Source organism: Plantibacter sp. CFBP 8804, assembly GCF_014841225.1.
Taxonomy (GTDB): domain Bacteria; phylum Actinomycetota; class Actinomycetes; order Actinomycetales; family Microbacteriaceae; genus Plantibacter; species Plantibacter auratus.
The window spans coordinates 517,891-538,508 of the sequence record NZ_JACYTU010000001.1 but is presented as its reverse complement, the minus strand read 5'-3'; the positions used below and the strand labels follow the sequence as shown (position 1 = coordinate 538,508).

The 20,618-nt window shown below is 69.0% G+C and carries 20 protein-coding genes and 1 tRNA gene; 13 read left to right on the top strand and 8 right to left on the bottom strand.

The features are described from left to right. Positions 1-19: 19 nt before the first annotated feature. The 8 genes from obgE (at position 20) to IFU11_RS02475 (ending at position 6,470) form a co-directional block, all read left to right on the top strand. Positions 20-1,594, top strand: coding sequence for a GTPase ObgE (obgE, locus tag IFU11_RS02510; RefSeq protein ID WP_079705726.1), 1,575 nt, complete (start codon positions 20-22; stop codon positions 1,592-1,594). Next, complete coding sequence (gene proB / locus IFU11_RS02505) at positions 1,591-2,370, top strand: glutamate 5-kinase (protein ID WP_192018076.1); 780 nt, start codon at positions 1,591-1,593, stop codon at positions 2,368-2,370. The genes obgE and proB overlap by 4 nt, the downstream gene beginning before the upstream one ends. Positions 2,371-2,412: 42 nt before the next feature. Then, positions 2,413-3,681 carry a glutamate-5-semialdehyde dehydrogenase gene (locus IFU11_RS02500; protein ID WP_137241821.1) on the top strand — a complete coding sequence of 423 codons (1,269 nt, stop codon included), beginning with the start codon at positions 2,413-2,415 and terminating at the stop codon, positions 3,679-3,681. Between the two features lie 49 nt (positions 3,682-3,730). Next, complete coding sequence (locus IFU11_RS02495) at positions 3,731-3,940, top strand: hypothetical protein (RefSeq protein WP_064295593.1); 210 nt, start codon at positions 3,731-3,733, stop codon at positions 3,938-3,940. Next, positions 3,891-4,568 carry a nicotinate-nucleotide adenylyltransferase gene (gene nadD, locus IFU11_RS02490; RefSeq protein ID WP_137241820.1) on the top strand — a complete coding sequence of 226 codons (678 nt, stop codon included), beginning with the start codon at positions 3,891-3,893 and terminating at the stop codon, positions 4,566-4,568. Before IFU11_RS02495 ends, nadD begins: the two co-directional genes overlap by 50 nt. Then, on the top strand, positions 4,565-5,857 hold the full coding sequence (locus IFU11_RS02485) for a hypothetical protein (RefSeq protein WP_192018075.1): 1,293 nt from the start codon (positions 4,565-4,567) through the stop codon (positions 5,855-5,857). Before nadD ends, IFU11_RS02485 begins: the two co-directional genes overlap by 4 nt. Positions 5,858-5,912: 55 nt before the next feature. Next, on the top strand, positions 5,913-6,290 hold the full coding sequence (gene rsfS, locus IFU11_RS02480; RefSeq protein WP_079002329.1) for a ribosome silencing factor: 378 nt from the start codon (positions 5,913-5,915) through the stop codon (positions 6,288-6,290). A gap of 107 nt (positions 6,291-6,397) precedes the next feature. Beyond that, positions 6,398-6,470 (top strand) — tRNA-Ala (locus tag IFU11_RS02475). Positions 6,471-6,556: 86 nt separating this feature from the next. Here IFU11_RS02475 and IFU11_RS02470 read toward each other — a convergent pair. Then, on the bottom strand, positions 6,557-7,384 hold the full coding sequence (locus tag IFU11_RS02470) for an aldo/keto reductase (RefSeq protein WP_137241817.1): 828 nt from the start codon (positions 7,382-7,384) through the stop codon (positions 6,557-6,559). Between the two features lie 162 nt (positions 7,385-7,546). Between IFU11_RS02470 and IFU11_RS02465 the strand changes: the two genes are divergently transcribed. Next, positions 7,547-9,037: a DHA2 family efflux MFS transporter permease subunit gene (locus IFU11_RS02465; protein WP_191940927.1), complete on the top strand. Its 1,491-nt coding sequence runs from the start codon at positions 7,547-7,549 to the stop codon at positions 9,035-9,037. 21 nt (positions 9,038-9,058) lie between these two features. Here IFU11_RS02465 and IFU11_RS02460 read toward each other — a convergent pair whose 3' ends face one another. The 3 genes from IFU11_RS02460 to IFU11_RS02450 are packed head-to-tail and all read right to left on the bottom strand — an operon-like array spanning position 9,059 to position 12,056. After that, a complete protein-coding gene (locus IFU11_RS02460; RefSeq protein ID WP_192018074.1) occupies positions 9,059-10,216 on the bottom strand; it encodes an FAD-dependent oxidoreductase in 1,158 nt (385 codons plus the stop codon). Further along, on the bottom strand, positions 10,213-10,884 hold the full coding sequence (locus IFU11_RS02455; protein WP_244631617.1) for a methyltransferase domain-containing protein: 672 nt from the start codon (positions 10,882-10,884) through the stop codon (positions 10,213-10,215). The genes IFU11_RS02460 and IFU11_RS02455 overlap by 4 nt, the downstream gene beginning before the upstream one ends. Before the next feature lie 44 nt (positions 10,885-10,928). Next, positions 10,929-12,056, bottom strand: coding sequence for a type III polyketide synthase (locus tag IFU11_RS02450; protein WP_192018072.1), 1,128 nt, complete (start codon positions 12,054-12,056; stop codon positions 10,929-10,931). Positions 12,057-12,111: 55 nt separating this feature from the next. Here IFU11_RS02450 and IFU11_RS02445 point away from each other — a divergent pair, with 55 nt between their 5' ends. Further along, positions 12,112-12,969, top strand: a complete 858-nt coding sequence (locus tag IFU11_RS02445) for a UbiA family prenyltransferase (RefSeq protein WP_192018354.1) — start codon at positions 12,112-12,114, stop codon at positions 12,967-12,969. Between the two features lie 9 nt (positions 12,970-12,978). Here IFU11_RS02445 and IFU11_RS02440 read toward each other — a convergent pair whose 3' ends face one another. Continuing rightward, positions 12,979-14,148, bottom strand: a complete 1,170-nt coding sequence (locus IFU11_RS02440; RefSeq protein ID WP_191940932.1) for a hypothetical protein — start codon at positions 14,146-14,148, stop codon at positions 12,979-12,981. Positions 14,149-14,264: 116 nt separating this feature from the next. On the opposite strand from IFU11_RS02440, the gene IFU11_RS02435 reads away from it, so the two are divergent. Both IFU11_RS02435 and IFU11_RS02430 read left to right on the top strand, forming a co-directional pair. Beyond that, a complete protein-coding gene (locus IFU11_RS02435) occupies positions 14,265-15,437 on the top strand; it encodes a glycoside hydrolase family 3 N-terminal domain-containing protein (protein WP_371742703.1) in 1,173 nt (390 codons plus the stop codon). Between the two features lie 104 nt (positions 15,438-15,541). After that, positions 15,542-16,096, top strand: coding sequence for a YceI family protein (locus tag IFU11_RS02430; RefSeq protein WP_064295582.1), 555 nt, complete (start codon positions 15,542-15,544; stop codon positions 16,094-16,096). Between the two features lie 62 nt (positions 16,097-16,158). Here IFU11_RS02430 and IFU11_RS02425 read toward each other — a convergent pair whose 3' ends face one another. From IFU11_RS02425 to IFU11_RS02415, 3 genes are all read right to left on the bottom strand, one after another. Further along, a complete protein-coding gene (locus tag IFU11_RS02425) occupies positions 16,159-17,199 on the bottom strand; it encodes an FUSC family protein (protein ID WP_192018071.1) in 1,041 nt (346 codons plus the stop codon). Positions 17,200-17,207: 8 nt separating this feature from the next. Further along, a complete protein-coding gene (locus IFU11_RS02420) occupies positions 17,208-18,173 on the bottom strand; it encodes an App1 family protein (RefSeq protein WP_191941295.1) in 966 nt (321 codons plus the stop codon). Positions 18,174-18,306: 133 nt separating this feature from the next. Further along, positions 18,307-18,987, bottom strand: a complete 681-nt coding sequence (locus IFU11_RS02415; RefSeq protein ID WP_137241811.1) for a DedA family protein — start codon at positions 18,985-18,987, stop codon at positions 18,307-18,309. Between the two features lie 201 nt (positions 18,988-19,188). On the opposite strand from IFU11_RS02415, the gene IFU11_RS02410 reads away from it, so the two are divergent. Next, a complete protein-coding gene (locus tag IFU11_RS02410) occupies positions 19,189-20,610 on the top strand; it encodes a cytochrome ubiquinol oxidase subunit I (protein WP_079003899.1) in 1,422 nt (473 codons plus the stop codon). The last annotated feature ends 8 nt before the right edge of the window (positions 20,611-20,618 follow it).

The following is a 20,618-nucleotide window of genomic DNA, read 5'->3' as shown; positions in this document are numbered from 1 at the left end:
AGAGAGGGGCTGAGCGTCCATGGTCACATTCGTCGACCGGGTCACACTGCACCTGCGAGCGGGCGGCGGCGGCAACGGCTGCGTCTCCGTGAAGCGCGAGAAGTTCAAGCCGCTGGCCGGCCCCGATGGCGGCAACGGCGGACACGGTGGTGACATCGTGCTCGTGTCCGATCCTCAGATCACGACGCTGCTCGGATACCACCGGTCACCGCACCGGAGCTCCGACACCGGCGGCTTCGGCATGGGCGACCACCGCAACGGGTTCCAGGGCGAGACGCTCATCCTGCCGGTCCCCGTCGGGACGGTCGTCAAGGACGTCGACGGCGTCGAACTCGTCGACTTCGTCGAGCCCGGCATGGAGTTCGTCGTGGCTCCCGGCGGCCAGGGCGGCCTCGGGAACGCGGCACTCTCGTCGACCAAGCGCAAGGCCCCAGGCTTCGCGCTGCTCGGCACGCCCGGCTGGGAAGGCGACGTCCTCCTCGAGCTGAAGACCGTCGCCGACGTCGCGCTCGTCGGGTACCCCTCCGCCGGCAAGTCCAGCCTCATCGCGGCGATGTCCGCGGCGAAACCCAAGATCGCGGACTACCCGTTCACCACCCTGCACCCGAACCTCGGCGTCGTCGAGGCCGGCGAGGTCCGCTACACCATGGCGGACGTCCCCGGACTCATCGAGGGCGCAAGTGAGGGCAAGGGCCTCGGTCTCGAGTTCCTGCGTCACGTCGAGCGCTGCTCCGCGCTCCTGCACGTGCTGGACTGCGCGACGCTCGAACCGGGACGCGACCCCATCAGCGACCTCGACATCATCCTGGCCGAGCTCGCCGCCTACCCGGTGCCGGAGGGGCAGACGCCGCTGGTCGAGCGTCCGCAGCTCATCGCGCTCAACAAGATCGACGTCCCGGAGGCGAGGGAGCTCGCGGAGTTCCTGCGTCCCGACCTCGAGGCGCGCGGCTACAAGGTCTTCGAGATCTCGACGGTCTCGCGCGAAGGCCTCCGACAGCTCTCGTTCGCGTTGAGCGAGCTCGTCGAGGAGAGCCGCGCCCGCGCAGCCCTCGAGGCCGCGAAGCCCCGGATCGTGCTGCGCCCGAAGCCCGTCGACGACTCCAAGTTCACCGTCACGGTCGAGGGTGGCACCTACGGCAACCTCTACCGCATCCTCGGCGCGAAGCCGGAACGCTGGGTGCAGCAGACGGACTTCAACAACGAGGAGGCCGTCGGGTTCCTCGCGGACCGACTGGCGAAGCTCGGCGTCGAAGAGGCGCTCTTCAAGGCCGGTGCCGTCGCCGGCGCGACCGTGATGATCGGTGCGGGTGGCGGTGTGGTCTTCGACTGGGAGCCCACACTGACGAGCACCGCGGAACTGCTGACGCAGCCGCGTGGAACGGACCCGCGTCTCGATGCGAGCCACCGCCCGACGCGCAACCAGCGTCGCGACGAGTACTTCGAGCGCATGGACGCCAAGGCCGAGGCCCGTGCCGAGCTGCTCCGCGAACGTGCGGCCGGTCTCTGGAACGACGACGAGGGCTTCGAGGTCGGCTCCGTGCCGGCCGACGCGCAGCAGGACGAGGGTGTCACGACGGAGGACGACGACCGGTGACCATCCACCAGCGCAGTGGCATCCCCTCGGCGCGACGCATCGTCGTGAAGGTCGGGTCCTCCTCGATCAGTGGCGACAACGCCGGGCAGATCACTGCGCTGGTCGAGGCTCTGGCCGAGGCGCACGCCCGAGGCACCGAGGTCATCCTCGTGTCCTCGGGCGCCATCGCGACCGGGATGCCCTACCTCCGCCTCGACGCCCGTCCGAGCGACCTGGCGACGCAGCAGGCGGCTGCCGCCGTCGGGCAGAACGTGCTGATCTACCGGTACCAGGACAGCCTCGACCGGTTCGGCATCGTCGCGGGCCAGGTGCTGCTCACCGCCGGCGACCTCGAGAACCCCAGTCACCGGAGCAATGCCCAGCGGGCGATGGAACGCCTCCTCGGGTTGCGCATCCTGCCGATCGTCAACGAGAACGACACCGTCGCGACACACGAGATCCGGTTCGGCGACAACGACCGCCTTGCCGCCCTCGTGTCGGTCCTCGTCGCGGCCGACGTCCTCGTCCTGCTGAGTGACGTCGACGCGCTGTACACCCGCCCTCCGCACGAAGCGGGTGCCGAGCGCATCGAGGAGGTCCCGTTCGGAGACACCCTCTCGGGCGTCACCTTCGGCGACATCGGCTCCGCGGGCGTCGGCACCGGGGGAGCGGGCACGAAGGTGTCGGCCGCCCGGTTGGCCGCCGAGGCGGGGACGTCCGTCCTCGTGACGTCGACCACGAACGTCGCGTCCGCCCTCCGCGGTGACCACCTCGGCACCTGGTTCCAACCGGCGTGACGCGGAGAGCGTCCACCAGACGCCGCTGAGTAGAATCGACGCATGTCGTCGCCAACCACCACCGTGCTGCCACTCGCGGATCGTCTCACCGCTGCGAAGCGTGCCTCCCGGGTCCTCGCCCAGGCGACCACCGCGCAGAAGAACCGGGCCCTCGAGGCCATCGCCGTCGCGATCGTCGAGGGCGCGGATGCGGTCATCGCCGCCAACGAGCGCGACCTCGTCGCGGGACGCGAGCAGGGCATCAGTGTCGGCCTGCAAGACCGTCTCCGCCTCGACCGGGGCCGCATCGACGGGCTCGCGGTGGCGGTCCGCGACGTCATCGCGATCGTCGACCCGGTCGGCCAGGTGGTCCGCGGAAGCAACACTCCGGACGGGGTGAAGCTCGAGCAGGTACGCGTCCCGTTCGGCGTGGTCGGCGCGATCTACGAGGCGCGCCCGAACGTCACGGTCGACATCGCCGCCCTCGCGATCAAGAGCGGCAACGCCGTGGTGCTCCGCGGCGGGTCAGCGGCGGAACACTCGAACGCGGTCCTCGTGGGACTGCTGCGATCGGCGCTCGAGTCCGTCGGTCTTCCCGGGGACGCGGTACAGACCATCGACGAGTTCGGTCGCGACGGTGCGAAGCAGCTCATGAACGCCAGAGGCCTGATCGACGTCCTCATCCCGCGGGGGAGCGCGTCACTCATCGAGACGGTCGTCAGAGAGTCGACGGTCCCCGTGATCGAGACCGGCGCCGGCGTCGTCCACGTGTTCCTCGACGAGAGTGCCGAACTCGACTGGGCCGTCGACATCGTGCGCAACGCCAAGGTGCAGCGGCCATCGGTCTGCAACGCGCTCGAGACGATCCTCGTCCACCGCGCTGCGGCCGCGCGCCTGCTGCCCGCCGTGCTCGGCGACCTGCGCGAGCACGGGGTGCTCATCCACGCGGACGAACGTGCCGGCGAGGTCTTCGCCGACGTCGTGCCCGCCGTGGAGGAGGACTGGTCCACCGAGCACATGTCGCTCGAGCTCTCGGTGCGCGTGGTCGACGATCTCGACGCCGCGCTCGAGCACATCGATCGATACTCCACCGGACACACCGACGCGATCATCACGAACGACGTGGTGAACGCCGACCGGTTCCTCGCCGAGGTCGATTCGGCCGTCGTCATGGTCAACGCCTCGACCCGCTTCACCGACGGCGCCGAGTTCGGATTCGGCGCCGAGGTCGGGATCTCGACGCAGAAGCTCCATGCCCGCGGACCGATGGGGCTGCCGGAACTCACGAGTACGAAGTGGCTCGTGCGTGGTTCGGGCCACACCCGTCGGTAGTCGCTAGACTGGTACGGGCGTCACCAGGCGTCGCACAGAAGGAGAGATCATGTCGATTGCCGCGTCCGTCTTGGCCACCGCCGTACTGGCTGAATCGGAGCACGCCGTCGAACTCGCCGCACCGACCTGGGTGTTCGGCGCGGTCGCCCTCGTGCTGTTCGCCATCCTCGGCGCCGTGACCTTCAGCTACCGCGACGTCGCGAACCGTCATGCCGACAAGGGCGAGTCGGCCTCCGCTCACGGCGAGCACGGCCACTAAGCTGTCCGGCGTGAGCGCGCCCGTCACCGAGACGAAGACCCGTCGTCCTCGGATCGGGGTCATGGGCGGGACGTTCGACCCGATCCACCACGGGCACCTCGTCGCCGCCTCGGAGGTCGCGCAGCACTTCGATCTCGATGAGGTCGTCTTCGTCCCGACCGGCATGCCGTACCGGAAGTCGGGCGTGAGCGACAGCGAGCACCGCTACCTCATGACCGTGATCGCCACCGCAGCGAACCCCCGCTTCACCGTCAGCCGGGTCGACATCGATCGAGCCGGACCGACGTACACGATCGACACGCTCCGCGATCTGCGGCGGAAGCGTCCCGATGCCGAGCTGTTCTTCATCACGGGTGCCGACGCGATCGCCCAGATCCTCAGTTGGAAAGACGTCAGAGAGGTGTGGGACCTCGCTCACTTCGTCGCTGTGAGTAGACCGGGACACGATTTGAACGTTTCCGGATTACCACAGCACGACGTAAGCTTGTTGGAAGTTCCGGCCCTAGCGATATCGTCGACGGATTGCCGGAGCCGGGTGAGCAAAGGCTTTCCGGTCTGGTATCTGGTTCCCGACGGTGTCGTGCAGTACATCACCAAGCACCACCTGTATCGGAGTGAAGCCACATGACCGCGTTGCCAGAGGATGCGCCCCTGACCAGGCGACAGGCTCGAGCGAGCCAGCAGCCGTCGACGTCCGCTGACGAAGCGACGCCGGACGCCGCTGCACCACGGACACGACGCGCGTCGACATCCGAACCCGTCGCCGGGGGAGCGATCCCCGAGCAGACCACGTCGCGCGACGAGAGCGCTCCAGCGCCTGCGTCCACGTCACCCGCGCCGTCGACGAGCGCTCCGTCCTCCGGTGCACCTGCTCCGGCCCCGACCGGTGGACTCACGCGCCGTCAGTTGCGAGAACTCGAGCGCACCGGCTCGATCGAGCAGGTGGGCTCCCCGGCAGCGCCGGTCGCTCCTCCGGTCGAGCAGCCGGTCCCCTCGGTCGCCCTGCCGCCGCGGACGCCCGATCAGGTGGTCGCTCCGCCCCAGAAGCAGAACAAGGCGGCCCGTCAGCAGGCCGCGAAGCTCGCTCAGCAGGAAGCGGACGCCAAGGCTGCCGCTGCAGCTGAGCAGGAACGTCGCGAAGCCGAGGCCACCAAGCAGGCCGAGCAGCGCCAGGCCGCCGAGCGCAAGGCCGAGGAAGAGCAGGCCGCAGAACGCGAGGCAGCCGAACGCAAGGCGGCTGAACGCAAGGCCGCTGAGCGGGCCGCCGCCGACCAGCGCACAGCCAAGGCCCGGTCCGCCGAGGCGCCGACGCCTCCCGCGACCCCCGCCGCCACGACACCGGTGGCCACTGGTTCACTCTTCGACGTCTCGGACCGCGACGACATCTCCGAGGACCCCGCGTCGACCCTGTCGAAGGGGTTCGGGCGCGACTCCATGCTCGTCGCGGCACTCGAAGCGGAGAAGGCTTCGCAGGCGGACAACGAGGTCGCGTTCGAAGACCTCCTCGGAAGCGGCATGACGAGCACGGGGCAGATCACCACGAGCTCGCTCATCATCCCCGTCGCTCCGGCGCAGGCCGAGGCGGGTGCCACATCCAACTCCACGGGCGAGATCCTCATCACCGGAACCATCGATCTGCCCCGCGGACTGGGTTCCGCCGGTCAAGACCCGAACCACTTCGACGGTGCAGGGATCGACCGGCTCATCGAGGGCGACGAGCTGCCGGCCTCGGTCACCGCAGCGTCCCCGGTCGCGGCCAGCCGCGCAGTCAGCAGCCACGGTTCCACGCGCGACGTCGTCCCGGCCACCACCAACCAGAGCAACAAGCTGCTGATGACGCTCGCGATCGCCGCCGCGGTACTCGCCGCCGGCGTGATCGCGGTGCTCATCATCGGTTTCTTCGGCGGAGCGTTCTAGCCCTGCCGGCATTCATCCGATCGCGCACCATGCGATCGCCAGAGGAGTACACCACATGACCCTGTCCGACACCACACTGGACGCCGTCCAGCTCGCAGCGACCGCAGCCGAGTCCAAGGGCGGCGAGGACCTCGTCGCGCTCGACGTCTCCGGTCCGTTGCCGTTCGTCGACGCTTTCCTCCTCGTCACCGGTCGGAGTGAGCGCAACGTCGTCGCCATCGCCGGCGAGGTCGAGGACCGCCTGAACGCGAGCGGCGTGAAGACGCTGCGACGCGAAGGCAAGTCCGAGGGGCGGTGGATCCTGCTCGACTTCGGCGAGGTCGTCGTCCACGTCTTCCACGAGGAGGAGCGGATGTACTACTCGCTGGAGCGTCTGTGGAAGGACTGCCCGGTGATTCCGCTGGTCTCGTCCGCACCGCAGCCCGCGAACTGACCATCCCGTCGGTGCCGAGCACCGAAAGTGGTCACAACCGCTCTCAAGATGTAGTAACCTATTCAAGTTGCTTCCGCTGAAACAGCAGGGGCAAGCAAGTTGAATACGGGTCTGTGGCGCAGCTGGTAGCGCACCTGCATGGCATGCAGGGGGTCAGGGGTTCGAGTCCCCTCAGATCCCCCCGAACACCGAGAAGTCCCCGTCAGCCGAACAGCTGACGGGGACTTCTGCGTTGGTCAGACCCTGGGTTTGGCGGGACCCTGAGGTCAGTTCACCTCGTCGGGGTGGCTGCCGACGCGCTTGCCCGAGTCGAGGGCGTCGATGGACGCGATCTCGTCGGCGGACAGCTCGAAGCCGAAGACGTCGAAGTTCTGGGCGATGCGCTCGCGCGAGTTCGACTTGGGGAAGACGATGAGCCCGTTCTGCAGGTGCCACCGGATCACGACCTGCGCCGGCGTGACGCCGTGCGCCTCGGCTGCAGCGGAGACGGCCTGCTCGCCGAAGAGGTCGTACTTGCCCTGACCGAGCGGGCCCCAGGACTCGATGTGGATGCCGTGCTCGGCACCGAAGGCGCGCAGCTCACGCTGGGCGAACGCCGGGTGGAGTTCGATTTGGTTGACCGCAGGGACCGTCTCGGAACCGGCGATCAGCTTCTCGAGGTGCTCGACCTGGTGGTTCGACACGCCGATCGAACGCGCCTTGCCGGCCGCCTTGATCTCCTCGAGGGCGAGCCATGCTTCGAGGTAGTCGTCCTTGGCCGGGGTCGGCCAGTGGGTCAGGTACAGGTCGACGTGGTCGAGCCCGAGCTTGTCGAGGCTCTCGTCGATGGCGGTGTGCGCGGACGCCTTCTGGTGGCGGTCGTTCCAGAGCTTCGTGGTGATGAAGAGTTCGTCGCGGGGGATGCCCGACTTCGCGATGGCGGCGCCGACGCCCTCCTCGTTCTTGTAGATGGCCGCAGTGTCGATGTGGCGGTAGCCGACCTCGAGCGCGTCCGAGACGATGCGCTCAGCCTCCTGCGGGTCGACGAGGAAGACGCCGAAGCCGAGCTGAGGGATGGTGTGGCCGTCGTTCAGGGTGATGGTGGGAACTGTCATGTCCTCATGCTGGCACCGGAACCGTCCGTCCGGAACGGGTCTTCGCCCTGCGCGTAACCGGTCGACACGCATGGGAATACCAGCGGCGACATGACGCTTGTGTTTCGAGAGGGCAGGCGTCTGCCCGCACGACGGCCGAGGCCTGAGAAGGATGACACCGCTATGACGACTGAAACCGTGCCGAATCCGACCGGTTCCGTCCCGACGACCGGGAAGCCCTCGGACGACCGCCTTCCACCCGGGTCCAAGCTCCTGATCGGGCTGCTCCTCGTGTCGGCGTTCGTCGTCATCCTCAACGAGACGATCATGAGTGTCGCCCTGCCGCGGCTCATGGAGGACCTCGACATCACGGCGAGTTCCGCGCAGTGGCTGACCACCGGCTTCATGCTCACCATGGCCGTCGTGATCCCCGCGACCGGGTTCCTCCTGGAGCGGTTCTCCCTCCGGACGATGTTCATCACCGCGATGGTGCTGTTCAGCCTCGGTACGCTCATCGCCGCGCTGTCCCCGGGATTCGGCACCCTCCTGCTCGGTCGGGTCGTCCAGGCCAGCGGTACCGCCATCATGATGCCGCTGCTCATGACGACCGTGCTCAACGTCGTGCCGGTGTCGGCGCGCGGCCGGACGATGGGTGCGATCTCGATCGTCATCTCGGTCGCGCCGGCCGTCGGGCCGACCGTCTCCGGGCTCATCTTGAGCGTGCTCGACTGGCGCTGGATGTTCTGGATCGTCCTCCCCATCGCCGTCGCCTCGCTGGTCCTCGGCGCCATCCTCGTGCGGAACGTGACAGAGCCGCGTCGGGTCCGCTTCGACGTGCTGTCGCTCGTCCTCTCCGCCTTCGCGTTCGGTGGCCTCATCTTCGGGCTCAGCAGCATCGGCGAGTCCGCCGAGGGACACGCGCTCATGCCCGTCTGGATCCCGCTCGCGGTCGGTGTCCTCGCCCTGCTCGGCTTCGTCCTCCGCCAGCGCGCTCTCGCACGCGACGACCGGGCGTTCATGGACCTCCGCACCTTCGCGAACCGCTCGTTCTCCGTCTCGATCATCCTGGTCGCGATCGTCATGATGGCATTGTTCGGCTCCCTGATCATCCTGCCGATCTACCTGCAGACCGTGCTTCAGGTCGACACCCTGACCACCGGCCTCATGCTGCTGCCGGGCGGCCTGACGATGGCCGCTCTCGCGCCGCTGGTCGGGTCGCTGTTCGACCGGTTCGGTCCGCGTCCACTCGTGATCCCCGGGGCCTTCGCCGTGAGTGCTGCGCTCTGGCTGCTGACGATGCTCGGCGTCGACAGCGCCATCGTCATGATCATCGCCGTGCACGTGCTGCTGAGCGCCGGCCTCGCGTTCATGTTCACACCGCTCCTGACCTCGGCGCTCGGTTCGCTGCGGCCCGAGCTCTACCCGCACGGCAGCGCCATCGTCGGCACGGTCCAGCAACTGGCCGGAGCAGCGGGGACGGCGTTGTTCATCACGATGATGTCGACCACGGCAGCGGCTCGTGCGGCGGCCGGGAGTTCCGCGGTCGACGCGACGGCAGCCGGCGTGCAGGCTGCGTTCATGTGCGGCGCCGTGCTCTCGCTGCTCGCGATCGGTGCGTCGTTCCTCATCCGGCGAACGGACCAGGCTTCGGCGGGCGTGCACGTCGGTCACTGAAGCGCAGGACCTCGGACGGCGTCAGCGCAGCCAGCGCATCGTGTAGGCGTCGGCGAGGATCGGCATCGCGGGACCGTTGAGCGCGGTTCGCAGCGCGAGGTCCCGGATCCCGACGAGCGGGCCCGGCAACGGACGTCCCAAGCGCATGTTGAGCTCCGCCTGCCATGAGGCCCGACGGATCGCGCGCTGTTGGCGGGAGACGGCCGCGGCCACGTCGTGCTGTGTCGAGAGATGTCCGGTGGTCATGCGGGCGATCAGTGGCGCGAAGACCCGCGCGTCGGACCAGCCCAGGTTCATGCCCTGCCCGCCGATCGGGCTGATCTCGTGGGCGGCGTCGCCCAGATAGACGACCCGACCGTCGACGACGCGCTTCCGTCGTCGACGAAGCACGCCGAACGCGCTGAGCATGGTGTTCGTCGCCGGATCCACGTCGTCGCCGGTGCGGTCGGCGACGAGGGACGCGAGGTCGGACGCGGTGGGTTCCGGGCGGGCGGCGTCCTGATCGACCGAGTACCCGGTGTGCACGACGTATCGTCGCATGCCATGGGGGAGCGGGAAGGACTCGACGACCCCTCGGTGGTGCAGGTGCACCCTGGCGATGGAACCTGCCCCACTCCGATCCGCGACGTCGCCCATGAGGTACCGGTCCCGATACCGGTGCACGGTGCCTGGAGCCTGCATCCCGTCGACGGTGGCGCGTCCGCCTGCTGCGACGACCACGACGGCTGCGCGGGTTCTCACCGTTCCATCGGCGTCGTTCCCGGACACGAGGACACCGTCCTCGGCCGGAGTCAACCGCGTACAGCTCGTCCCCGTCCGGAGCGATCCCGGCGCGACGGCCTCGAGTCGAGCACGGAGGATCCGTTCGGTCCGCCATTGCTCGAGCGCGGCGACGTAGGGGTGCGGTACGGGCCGATCACGGAACACGACCGCCCCGAGGCGTCGTCCGGCGTTCCAGGCTTCGCCCTGGTCGATCCGGACCGCGTCGCGGCGGATCTCGTCGAGGACACCGAGCTGCTCGAACAGGTCGAGCGAGGGCGGGTGGATCCCGATCGCCCGGGTGCCGGAGGGGGAGTCCGACCGTCGTTCCCAGACGGTCACGTCGACGCCGGCCTGAGCGAGGAGGATCGCGGACACGAGGCCGACCGGTCCGCCACCGATGACGAGCACCTCGGTCATCGGCGGGCGTCCGCTGCTGACGAGACGGTCTGCGAGAGCAGGAGTCGCATGGGGAAGCTTTGCTCGACGATCCAGTCGTTGGGCACGACGCGCTGCAGCTCCTCCTGGCGATAGCTGCGACGGATCGAGCGGAGCCCGTCGACGTGGAGGAAGGAACGCCTTCGCCCTGCACGGGTGGCGAGACCGTAGGCCGCGTACGCGAGTCGGTTGCGCTCGAGGTCGCTGTGCAGGACGAGTCGTCGGGCGATCTGCGAGCTGTCGGCGAGCAGGCTCGACAGGCCCGCGGGATCGAGGTGGTGGAGCACGTGGTTGGACAGGACGATGTCGGCCTCCTCGCCAGCGGCGACGAGGTCGCTGCTGTGCGCCGGACGGAAGGCGACGGGGCCATCGGGGTACCGGCGACGGGCGAAGGCCACGGACCGCTCGTCGGGATCGATCCCCACCACCTGCACGGGGAAGTGGTCGGCCCTCGCCCAGTCGGCGATGGCCACGGCGACATCGCCACCACCGAAGCCGATGTCGAGGATCGTCGTGGTCCGGGACGGGTGGAGGAGTGGACGGATGCGCGACCGGTACAGACCACGCCAGCCTGAGACGAGCCGGTTCACCGTCGCGAACCTGGCGTAGGTGGCGTCCAGCAGCGCGGGATCGCAGTCGGGATCGTCCATCAGTTCGAGGAGATCCGTCGCACGGCGGCCGAGGTCGGGCAGCATCAGGCTCGGCCGGCCCGGAGCCGGAGCAGCGCGCTCTCGATCGTCAGTCCCGGACCGAAGGCGAGGGCGCACACCCGTTCATCGGCGTCGGCCGGCGCGCCGTCGAGCAGGCGCTGGAGGATGAACAGCACGGTCGCGCTCGACATGTTGCCGTACTCGCGGAGCACCGTGCGTGACGGAGCCAGCAGTTCGTCGTCGAGCCCGAATCCGCGCTGGACCCGATCGAGGATGCTCCGGCCACCGGGATGGATCGCCCAGCGATCGATCGATGAGACCGGGGCGTCGTCGGCTGCGGCGAGGAGTGGGCGGAGGGCGATCTCGAGGTGCTCGCCGATCAGCTTGGGCACCGCGCCGCTCAGGACCATCTCGAACCCGTGATCGCCGATCGTCCAGGCCATCTCCGTCTCGCCGTCCGGCACGAGCGCGGTGGACCAGCCGTCGAACTCGAGCACGGGCGCGGAGGATCCGGTGTCCCGACCGGTCACGACGGCGGCCGCAGCACCGTCGGCGAAGACCGAGGAACCGAGGATCACGTCGGGGTCGTCGGAGGAACGGAGGTGGATGGAGCAGAGCTCGATGCAGACAACGAGGACGACGGCGTCGGGGTCGGCTGTGCAGAACGCCTCTGCGGCGCGAAGGGCGGGGAACGCGGCGAAACACCCCTGGAACCCCAGGTGGTAGCGCTCCGTGCCCGGGTCGAGCCCGAGGTCGCGCACGAGGAGGTATTCCGGGCCGGGCGCGAAGAACCCGGTGCAGGACGCGGTCACGACGTGGGTGACGTCCGCCGCCGACAGACCGGGGGCGGCGTCCAATGCCCGCCGTGCGGCCTCCAGGAGCAGCGGGGGAGCGTGCTCGATGTAGGCGTCGTTCCGCACGCCGGTGGGCGGGGAGAGCACCTGCCGCTGAGCAGCGTCGTAGAAGGCGGCCGTGGTCGTCTCGACCTCGTGGTCGAAGGCGTCGATGACGGTGTGCCTGGTGTCGATCGCGGACGCGTCGAAGGCGGCACCGATGAGACGCTGGGCGAGCCGGGTCCGCCCGGGTTGGTCGCGGAACACATCCCTGATCTCGTCTTGATGAAGGATGGTCTGAGGAACGGCCACGCCGATCGCCCTCACGGAGACGGTCATGCTGCAGTGTACCGCCGTGGCCCGGGTGTCACCCTAAGCTGAGGCGGTGTTCTCCATGGTCCGTCGTCTGTTCGCGTCCTCGCATCCCGGGCCGACCGTCGCGGTGACCGTTCTCGCCGTCTTGCTCGGATCGGCCGTCGGCCTGCCACCCCTCCGGACGGCCCTGCTCGGCGTGGTGGTGTTCGTCGGGCAACTCTCGATCGGCTGGTCCAACGACTGGCTCGACGCCAGGCGGGATCGTCGCTCGGGACGACAGGACAAGCCGGTCGCGCGCGGCGACCTCAGCGTCTCGGCAGTCCGGGCGGCGGCGCTGCTGGCCGGTGCGGCGAGCATTCCGCTCTCGGCATCACTCGGCTGGGCGTCGGCGGCCTCGCACCTGCTCTTCCTCGTCTGCGGATGGGCCTACAACCTGGGTCTCAAGGCGACGGCCTGGTCGGTCGTCCCGTTCATCGTGGGGTTCGGCGCACTGCCCGCCGTGGTCACCTTCGCTGCCGTCCCGCCGATCGTCCCGGCCGCGTGGACGCTCGCCGTCGGTGGTCTGTTCGGTGTGGCGATCCACTTCACGAACGCCCTGCCCGATCTCGAGGACGACCTGCGGACCGGCGTCCGCGGTCTGCCGCACCGGCTCGGCGCGCGGACCGCCGGTCGGACGGCCTTCGTCGCCCTCGGCGTCTCAGGTGTGGTCGCCGTCCTCGGACAAAGCGGGATCTTCGTCGGCAGGCCGACCGCACCGCCGATCGTCGGGGTGCTGGGCGCAGTCGGTGTCCTCGCGCTCGTCGTGTGGGGGCTCGTGCTCGTCGGGACCCGAGCGCCGGACCGTCTGCTGTTCCGACTGATCATCGGGGCCGCCCTGCTCGTCACCGTGGTGCTGGCAGTGGCCGGGACGAATCTCGGCGCGGCCCAGGTCGGTTGAGACGGGGCGTCAGTACCAGTTGGTCGCTTCCGAGTGCGCCCAGGCGCCGCAGGGGGAGCCGTAGCGGCTGTCGATGTAGTTCAAGCCCCAGTTGATCTGCGTCGCCGCATTGGTGCGCCAGTCGTCGCCGGAGCTGGCCATCTTGCTCCCGGGCAGGGACTGCGGGATGCCGTAGGCGCCGCTGGACTCGTTGTAGGCGTTGACGCGCCAGCTCGACTCCCGGGTCCAGAGCTGCAGCAGGCACTGGAACTCTCCGCTACCCCAGCCGTAGGCGCCGATCGCGGACTGTGCGTACGCCTTCGCTCCGGCCGGGTCGGCCGCGAGGTCCGGCGGCGGAGCGCTCGTGGAGCCCTCGCCACCGGTCGCCTCGTTGCGTCGCTGCTCTTCTGCGGCGATCGCCTCCTGGCTCTGCGCGTAGGCCTGTTCGACCGCCGCGGTGGTGTTCTTGAGGACGGCGAGCTGCTGGTACAACCGGTCGCGGTTGGCCTGCTGCTCGGCGACCGCCGCATCGGCGGCGTCGCTCGCGGACTGCGCCGTCTCGTAGCTGGCATCAGCCGCCTCCGAGAGTCGCTGACGTTCGGTTTCGGCCGCCGTCGCCTGCTCAGCGAGCGCGGTCGCCGTGTTGCTCGCGGCGGTCGCGGACGCGAGGTCCTGAGCCGAGGTCTCGCTCAGCTTGCTGATCGCGCTGAGCTTGGACAGGAGGTCGTCGTCGGCTGCACCGGAGAGGACGAGGGAGAGCGTCGGATCGACGCCGCCGGTGCGCGTCATCTGGGCGATGACCGCTCCGGCCTGACGCTTGCTCGATGCCGCTGCCGATGCCGCGGCGGTCGCCTGCGCACTGATCGTGTCCGCGACGGCGGCCTGCGCGTCGAACGCCGCCTTGGCCTCACCGGCCGCCGCACCCTGGCGGACGGCTTCGTCGCCGAGCCGGGCGGATTCGTCGCGCAGTCCGTCGAGGAGGGACACGATCCGGTCGGCTTCGGCCTGAGCGGTCGATTCGTTCGCCTTGGCCGCCTGGACGTCGTCCCAGCTCGGGTAGTCGGCGGTCCGGAACGAGGTGGGGGTCACGGCGGCCGCCGGGCTTGCGACCGACACCGCGATGACGAGCGCGGCTCCGAGGGCGGCGGCTCGCGAGACGCCCCTCGAGCGGGGCGAGAGGGTTGTCAGCGGCTTGCGCATGCGTCCATCCTGGCGGTCACCCACGCAAGTGTAGCCGCCGATGTCACATTCGTCACTCCTGCCACACCGGGAGCGACGCCCAGCCTGCGTGGAAGATCCGAGCCTAGAGTGGGCCGGTGCAGCTGAGACGACGAGGGTTTCTCGCAGTCGGCGCCTCGATGGCGGCGGGTGCCGTCCTCGGCCTGTCCGGGTGCACCGGGCCAGGATCCTCGAAGCCCTCGGAACGCCCCACGAGCACGACTCCGGCTGCCGCCGACCAGCGGGCGGCCGCCGAACTCGCCGCGATGAACCTGGAACAGCGGATCGCATCCATGCTGATGCTGCACGCTCCGGGCACCGACCCGGGCACCCTCCGGGCGTTCGTCGAGCGGTATCAGCCGGGCGGGTTCATCATCATGGGCGACAACGTGCCGGGCCTCGCGGGGCTGCCCGCGGTGACGAGCGCCCTCAGCCCCGACCCGACCATGCCGCTGCTCATCGGCATCGACCAGGAGGGCGGCGATGTCCGGCGCATCGACGAGGACGTCTTCGCCGCAGCCGACACCCTGAAGTCGCAACCGCCCGCTGCGAGCGAGGAGGCGTTCCGCCAACGAGCGGCCATGCTCGCCGATGCGGGCTGCACCGTGAACTTCGGCATCGTCGCGGACGAGACCGCCGATCCGAGCTCCTTCATCTACGACCGTGCCCTCGGGACGACGCCGGACGCGTCGGCGGAGCGGGTGGCCGCGGCCGTCCATGGCGAGCGGGGCGCGGTGCTCAGCACCCTGAAGCACTTCCCTGGCCATGGACAGGCGCCGGGGGACTCCCACTCGACGGTCCCGACGACGGCCATCGGTGCCGCGGACTGGGCTGCGACCGATGCCCTGCCGTTCGTCGCCGGTATCGACGCCGGGGCCGAGGTCGTGATGTTCGGCCATCTGGTCTACTCGGCGGTCGACGCTGCACCGGCGACGCTGTCGGCGGTCTGGCACGAGCGCCTCCGGAACGACCTCGGCTTCACCGGCATCACCATCACCGACGACATGCTCATGCTGCAGCACACGGGCCTGCCGGAGTTTCAGGACCCCTCGGAGAACGCGATCCGCGCCGTCGCCGCCGGCAACACGATGCTGCTCTACGTCCTCGGGGCGGACCCGTCGTCGACCGGTGTCGACCCGGCCGTGCTCGTGGCCGACATCGCCGCCGCGGTCCGGTCCGGCAGGATTCCGGAGTCGACGGTCGCCGGGGCGGCGCACCAGCTCCTCCGCGCCCGACTCGGCGTCGCGTCCATGCGTCCGATGTCGCGCTGATGTCGGTGAGGAGAATTTCTCGAGGATGTGGGAATAGCTCCCAGGTCCGTGCGTTTGAATAGAACGTGGCGCGAGCGCGCCGACATCGACGCAAGGAGTACCGCATGACCGACACCCTGACGATTCCCGGCTACAAGGTTGGCACCTGGGAGGTCGACACCACGCACAGCGAGGTCGGCTTCAGCATCCGCCACATCATGGTCTCGAAGGTCAAGGGCAAGTTCGAGCGCTTCAACGCGACGTTCGTCACGCCGGAGAACCCCCTCGAGACGAAGGTCACCGCTTCCGCCGAGGTCGCATCGATCAACACGAACCAGCCCGACCGCGACGGTCACCTCCGCACCGGCGACTTCTTCGACGCCGAGACCTACCCGACGATCGACTTCGTCTCGACCGGCGCCCGCGCCAAGGGCGACGACTTCCTCGTGGACGGCGACCTCACGATCAAGGGCGTGACCAAGCCCGTCACCTTCACCGTCGAGTTCGGCGGCTTCGCGACCGACCCCTACGGCAACTACAAGTTCGGCGCCACGGCGACCACCAAGATCAACCGCGAGGACTTCGGCCTCACCTACAACGCGGCGCTCGAGACCGGCGGCGTGCTGCTCGGCAACGACGTCACGATCACCATCGAACTGCAGGCCGCGCACCAGGCGTAGTCCCAGGACGTCGAAGGGCCGGTGGAGCATCGCTCCACCGGCCCTTCGTGTATCCGGCCGACTCAGGTCGGCTCGCCGACGATCTCGTCGCGCACGCGACGGAGGTCCTCCATGAGCGATCCGATGAGGATCCAGTGCTGGGGGTGCGGGCGGGCGATCACGAGGGGAGCGGTCAGCGCCGGGATCTCCGCGGTCTCGGTCGGCGGCTCGTCGGACGCGGCACGATCGTTCACGAGCAGCCTGAGGTCGTGGGCCGCCCGTGCGAGCTCGACAGCGATGTCCGCCACCGTCGGCTCCTCGTGCAGGGTCGGGTCGTCGTGGTCGTGCACCGAACGCGCCATGCCCAGCGTCCGCGTGACGACCGGCTCCAGTCGACGCAGCAGCAGGCGCTGCCGGTCGAGCTCGTCACGGTGCCGCGATCGACGAGGGTTGAGCAGCAGGCTGTCATCGCCTTCCTTCACCGCGGCGATCGCCTGGTCCCGCAGGGGCTTCAACGCCCGCGCCTCCTGGAGCAGCGCCACCAGCTCCGCGTCCGAGTTCGCACGCGTGAGTGACGTGGCGAGATGGTCCAGGGTGTCGGCGCACGCGAGCGCGAGGGTGGTCACCGCCGCCTTCGCAGGAGCGAGGAGCACCGGTGCGACGAGGACGACGTTGACGAGGAGTCCGATGCTCGCACCGAGCACGGTCTCGACGATCCGCGCGACCGCGTAGTCCGGGGTCGCCGCGCCGATCGACAGCACCAGCATCGCGCTGATCGGAATCTGGTTCGCGGATCCGGGCCCGAGGCGGAGGACCCATCCGAGCAGGATGGAGATGACGATGGCCAGGAGCACGATCCAGGCGGAGTGTCCGAAGACGATCCCGATGGCCGTCGCGAGGATGACGCCGGTGATGACCCCGAGGCTGCGCTCGAGCGCCTTCCCGAACGACTGGTTGACGCTCGGCTGCACCACGAGGATCGCCGCGATGGCGGCGAAGACCGGGAGCTGGCCCGGGATGATCGTGATCGCGACGATCCAGGACGCGACGGCGGCCAGCGCCGTCTTCAGCACCTGGAGCAGGGGCAGCCGCGATCTGGTGCGCAGGACGGGGACGACGGACATCGGTGCCGTCAGAGCTTGTCGTGGAGCTGGTCGAGCAGTTCCGCGCCGTTCCCCGCGTAGACCCAGGGGGCGCCCGCGTGCTGGGCGCCGACCTTCGAGCGTCCACCGGCGAGGACCGCCTCACCGGGGGAGAGCTGGCGGATCGCCACGGCGGCGACGCGGTCGGGGTGGCGTTCCTCGAAGCTCCGGTAGAGGGCTTCGTCGTGCTGTCCGTCGTCGCCGACGAGGAGCCACCGCAGACGCGGGAAGTCCTCGGCGAACCGCTCGAGGTTGTTCCGCTTGTGCTCGCGGCCGCTGCGGAAGAAGCGGTCGTGCGTCGGACCCCAGTCGGTGAGGAGGAGGGCGCCGGCGGGGTAGAGGTTGCGCGAGAGGAACCGGGTCAGCGTCGGCGCGACGTTCCAGGCGCCGGTGGAGAGGTAGATGATCGGGGAGCCCGGGTGCTCGCGGGCCGTGCGCTCGAGGAACACCGCCATGCCGGGCACCGGTGTCCTGGCGTGCTCGTCGAGGACGAAGGTGTTCCAGGCCGCGACGAGCGGGCGGGGGAGCGCCGTCACCATCACCGTGTCGTCGATGTCGGACACGATGCCGAACTCGATGTCGTCGGCGACGATGAAGACCGGCGCTTCGACCGGGTCGCTGCCCTCCGAGCTCAGTCTGAGGGTGTGCCAGCCGGGGGTGAGCGATACCTGGACCACCGCGTCGACCACGCCACCTCGGTCGCCCGTGACCGTGTGACGCTGCCCGTCGACCTCCACCTCGACCGTCGGGTCGGCGATGCTCAGCGCGAAGAAGCTCTTCCAGCCGCGCACCTTCTGCTGCGGTTGGACGGTGGTCTTGCCCGGTTCCGCCAGTACGACCCTGGCCAGGACACGGATCCAGGACGTCGATCCGTAGCCGGTGAAGGGGATGACCGCCGCCTCGCGTCCGTGCCGCCTCGCACGACGCTGGCGGCGCAACTGGACGGCGTCCTCCATCCGTGCGGCGAAGTGCCGGATCTGCTCGGCGGCGTCGGAGGAGGCCGTTGGACGATCGTCGGATGCCTTCACCCGTTCAGTCTGTCATGCCGGTGCGTCCGGCCCGCCGTCTCGCGGCGATGAGGGTCGTCTGCTACTGGGGCGTCGAGCCGTCGTCGGGTGGTGTCGCGTCCTCCTGGGCCAGCATGTGTCGCTCCTCGCTCCGCTGGAGGAGTCGCTTCACGACGAGGACCACGACGGCGAAGACGACGATGATGCCGACGAACACGTAGCCCGCCCAATGGAGGCGGTCCGACAGCTCGCGATAGCTGCCCGCAGCCAGTGCGCCGACGGAGACGTAGGCCGAGGACCAGATGACGCAGGCGGGCAGCGTCCAGGAGATGAAGCGTCGGTAGCTCATCGTGCTCATCCCGACCGTGAGAGGGATCAGCGAGTGCAGGACCGGGAGGAACCGCGAGATGAAGACGGCGATGCCACCCCGCCGGTCGAGGTAGCGCTCGGCACGGGCCCAGTGCCGCTCGCCGATCCGTCGGCCGAGTCTGCTGGCACGGATACGTGGGCCGAACCAGCGGCCGAGCGCGAAGCCGACCGACTCGCCGATGAGCGCGCCGGTGATGACGACGAGGATCATCGAGATCCACTGGACGGGTCCGACGACGGCGGTGCTCGCGACGATGACGACCGTGTCGCCCGGGACGACGAGGCCGACGAGGACCGAGGTCTCGAGCATGATGCCGACGCCGGCGAGGATCGTGCGCGTCACGGGGTCGACGCTCTGCACCAGGTCGAGCAGCCAGCCGAGCACGTCGTTCACGGCTCAGAGCCTACTGCCGTGGATGTGTGAGCGGCTCGGAAACCCCTGTTAGGACACCCTTGGATGTGTGGTCTGACCACAGGCGTGAAGTCCTGTACGATTGATCTCGACGACATGGATCGAAGCCACGGGGATGACCACCCCGATCGGGCCGCACCTGCGCCGCCTTCCCTGGATGCCGCGAAAAATGGAGTGTTCATCGTGAACGACCTTCTCGACCCGCTACTGCTGTCCCGATGGCAGTTCGGCCTCACCACCGTCTACCACTTCATCTTCGTGCCGCTCACCATCGGCATGGCGGTGACGGTCGCCGGGTTCCAGACCGCGTGGGTCCGGACCGGCAAGCTGCACTACCTGCAGCTCACCCGATTCTTCGGGAAGATCTTCCTCATCAACTTCGCCATGGGCGTCGTGACGGGCATCGTCCAGGAGTTCCAGTTCGGCATGAACTGGTCCACCTACTCCAGGTTCGTCGGCGACGTCTTCGGCGCCCCGCTCGCACTCGAGGGCTTGCTCGCGTTCTTCCTCGAGGCGACGTTCATCGGACTCTGGATCTTCGGCTGGGACAAGCTGTCGCCGAAGCTCCACCTCGCCACCATCTGGATCGTGGCGCTCGGCACCGTGCTGTCGGCCTACTTCATCATCGCGGCGAACGCCTTCATGCAGAACCCGGTCGCCTTCCGGATCAACGAGGAGCGCGGCCGCGCCGAGCTCACGAACATCTGGGAGCTGCTGACCAACAAGGTCGCCCTGGCCGCCTTCCCGCACACGATCTTCGCGTGCTTCATGGTCTCCGCAGCCGTCATCATCACCGCCGCCGCCTGGCACCTCGCCCGGGGCCAGCACGTCGAGGCGATGCGCCCGGCGCTCAAGGTCGGTGCGTGGAGCATGCTTCTCGCGGGTGGTGCCACCATGCTCGCCGGCGATCAGCTCAGCCTGGCCATGGTCGAGACCCAGCCGATGAAGATGGCGGCTGCGGAGGCGATGTACAACACGGCGAGCGGTGCCGACGCCTCCTTCTCGATCTTCACCCTCGGCACGCCCGACGGCGTCCACGAGCTCTTCTCGATCCGTATCCCGTACCTCCTGTCGTTCCTCTCGACCCACACCTTCGACGGCACGGTGGAGGGCATCAACGACCTGCAGGCGCAATACACCCAGCTCTACGGTCCGGGCGACTACTCGCCCGTCATCTGGGTCACCTACTGGGCGTTCCGCTGGATGATCGGTCTCGGCCTCGCCTCGATGCTCGTCGCGGCCGCCGGTCTCTGGTTCACCCGCAAGGGCCGCGAGCCGAAGCGCTGGATGTGGCGCGTCGCGGTCTGGGCCGTCCCGATGCCGTTCCTCGCCATGACCATGGGCTGGGTCTTCACCGAGATGGGCCGCCAGCCGTGGATCGTCTTCAGCCTGTTGAAGACGGAGGACGCGGTCTCGCCGAACACCACCGGCCTCGACGTCCTGATCTCGTTGATCGCCTTCACCGTCGTCTACGGGTCGCTGCTCGTCGTCGAGTTCGGACTCCTGAAGAAGACGATCAAGGCCGGGCCCGACCCGATCGAGCTGTCCGAACCCGACGAGGACGGCGTGCAGAAGCCCGCCGCCCCCGCGACCACGGTCTACTAGGAGCGCAT

Excerpts from the sequence above, each read along its gene's own strand:
- obgE (WP_079705726.1), top strand. The coding sequence starts at position 20 with ATGGTCACATTCGTCGACCGGGTCACACTGCACCTGCGAGCGGGCGGC.
- IFU11_RS02500 (WP_137241821.1), top strand. The coding sequence starts at position 2,413 with ATGTCGTCGCCAACCACCACCGTGCTGCCACTCGCGGATCGTCTCACC.
- IFU11_RS02495 (WP_064295593.1), top strand. The coding sequence starts at position 3,731 with ATGTCGATTGCCGCGTCCGTCTTGGCCACCGCCGTACTGGCTGAATCG.
- nadD (WP_137241820.1), top strand. The coding sequence starts at position 3,891 with ATGCCGACAAGGGCGAGTCGGCCTCCGCTCACGGCGAGCACGGCCACT.
- IFU11_RS02485 (WP_192018075.1), top strand. The coding sequence starts at position 4,565 with ATGACCGCGTTGCCAGAGGATGCGCCCCTGACCAGGCGACAGGCTCGA.
- rsfS (WP_079002329.1), top strand. The coding sequence starts at position 5,913 with ATGACCCTGTCCGACACCACACTGGACGCCGTCCAGCTCGCAGCGACC.
- IFU11_RS02470 (WP_137241817.1), bottom strand. The coding sequence starts at position 7,384 with ATGACAGTTCCCACCATCACCCTGAACGACGGCCACACCATCCCTCAG.
- IFU11_RS02465 (WP_191940927.1), top strand. The coding sequence starts at position 7,547 with ATGACGACTGAAACCGTGCCGAATCCGACCGGTTCCGTCCCGACGACC.
- IFU11_RS02460 (WP_192018074.1), bottom strand. The coding sequence starts at position 10,216 with ATGACCGAGGTGCTCGTCATCGGTGGCGGACCGGTCGGCCTCGTGTCC.
- IFU11_RS02455 (WP_244631617.1), bottom strand. The coding sequence starts at position 10,884 with ATGGACGATCCCGACTGCGATCCCGCGCTGCTGGACGCCACCTACGCC.
- IFU11_RS02450 (WP_192018072.1), bottom strand. The coding sequence starts at position 12,056 with ATGACCGTCTCCGTGAGGGCGATCGGCGTGGCCGTTCCTCAGACCATC.
- IFU11_RS02445 (WP_192018354.1), top strand. The coding sequence starts at position 12,112 with ATGGTCCGTCGTCTGTTCGCGTCCTCGCATCCCGGGCCGACCGTCGCG.
- IFU11_RS02440 (WP_191940932.1), bottom strand. The coding sequence starts at position 14,148 with ATGCGCAAGCCGCTGACAACCCTCTCGCCCCGCTCGAGGGGCGTCTCG.
- IFU11_RS02430 (WP_064295582.1), top strand. The coding sequence starts at position 15,542 with ATGACCGACACCCTGACGATTCCCGGCTACAAGGTTGGCACCTGGGAG.
- IFU11_RS02425 (WP_192018071.1), bottom strand. The coding sequence starts at position 17,199 with ATGTCCGTCGTCCCCGTCCTGCGCACCAGATCGCGGCTGCCCCTGCTC.
- IFU11_RS02420 (WP_191941295.1), bottom strand. The coding sequence starts at position 18,173 with ATGGAGGACGCCGTCCAGTTGCGCCGCCAGCGTCGTGCGAGGCGGCAC.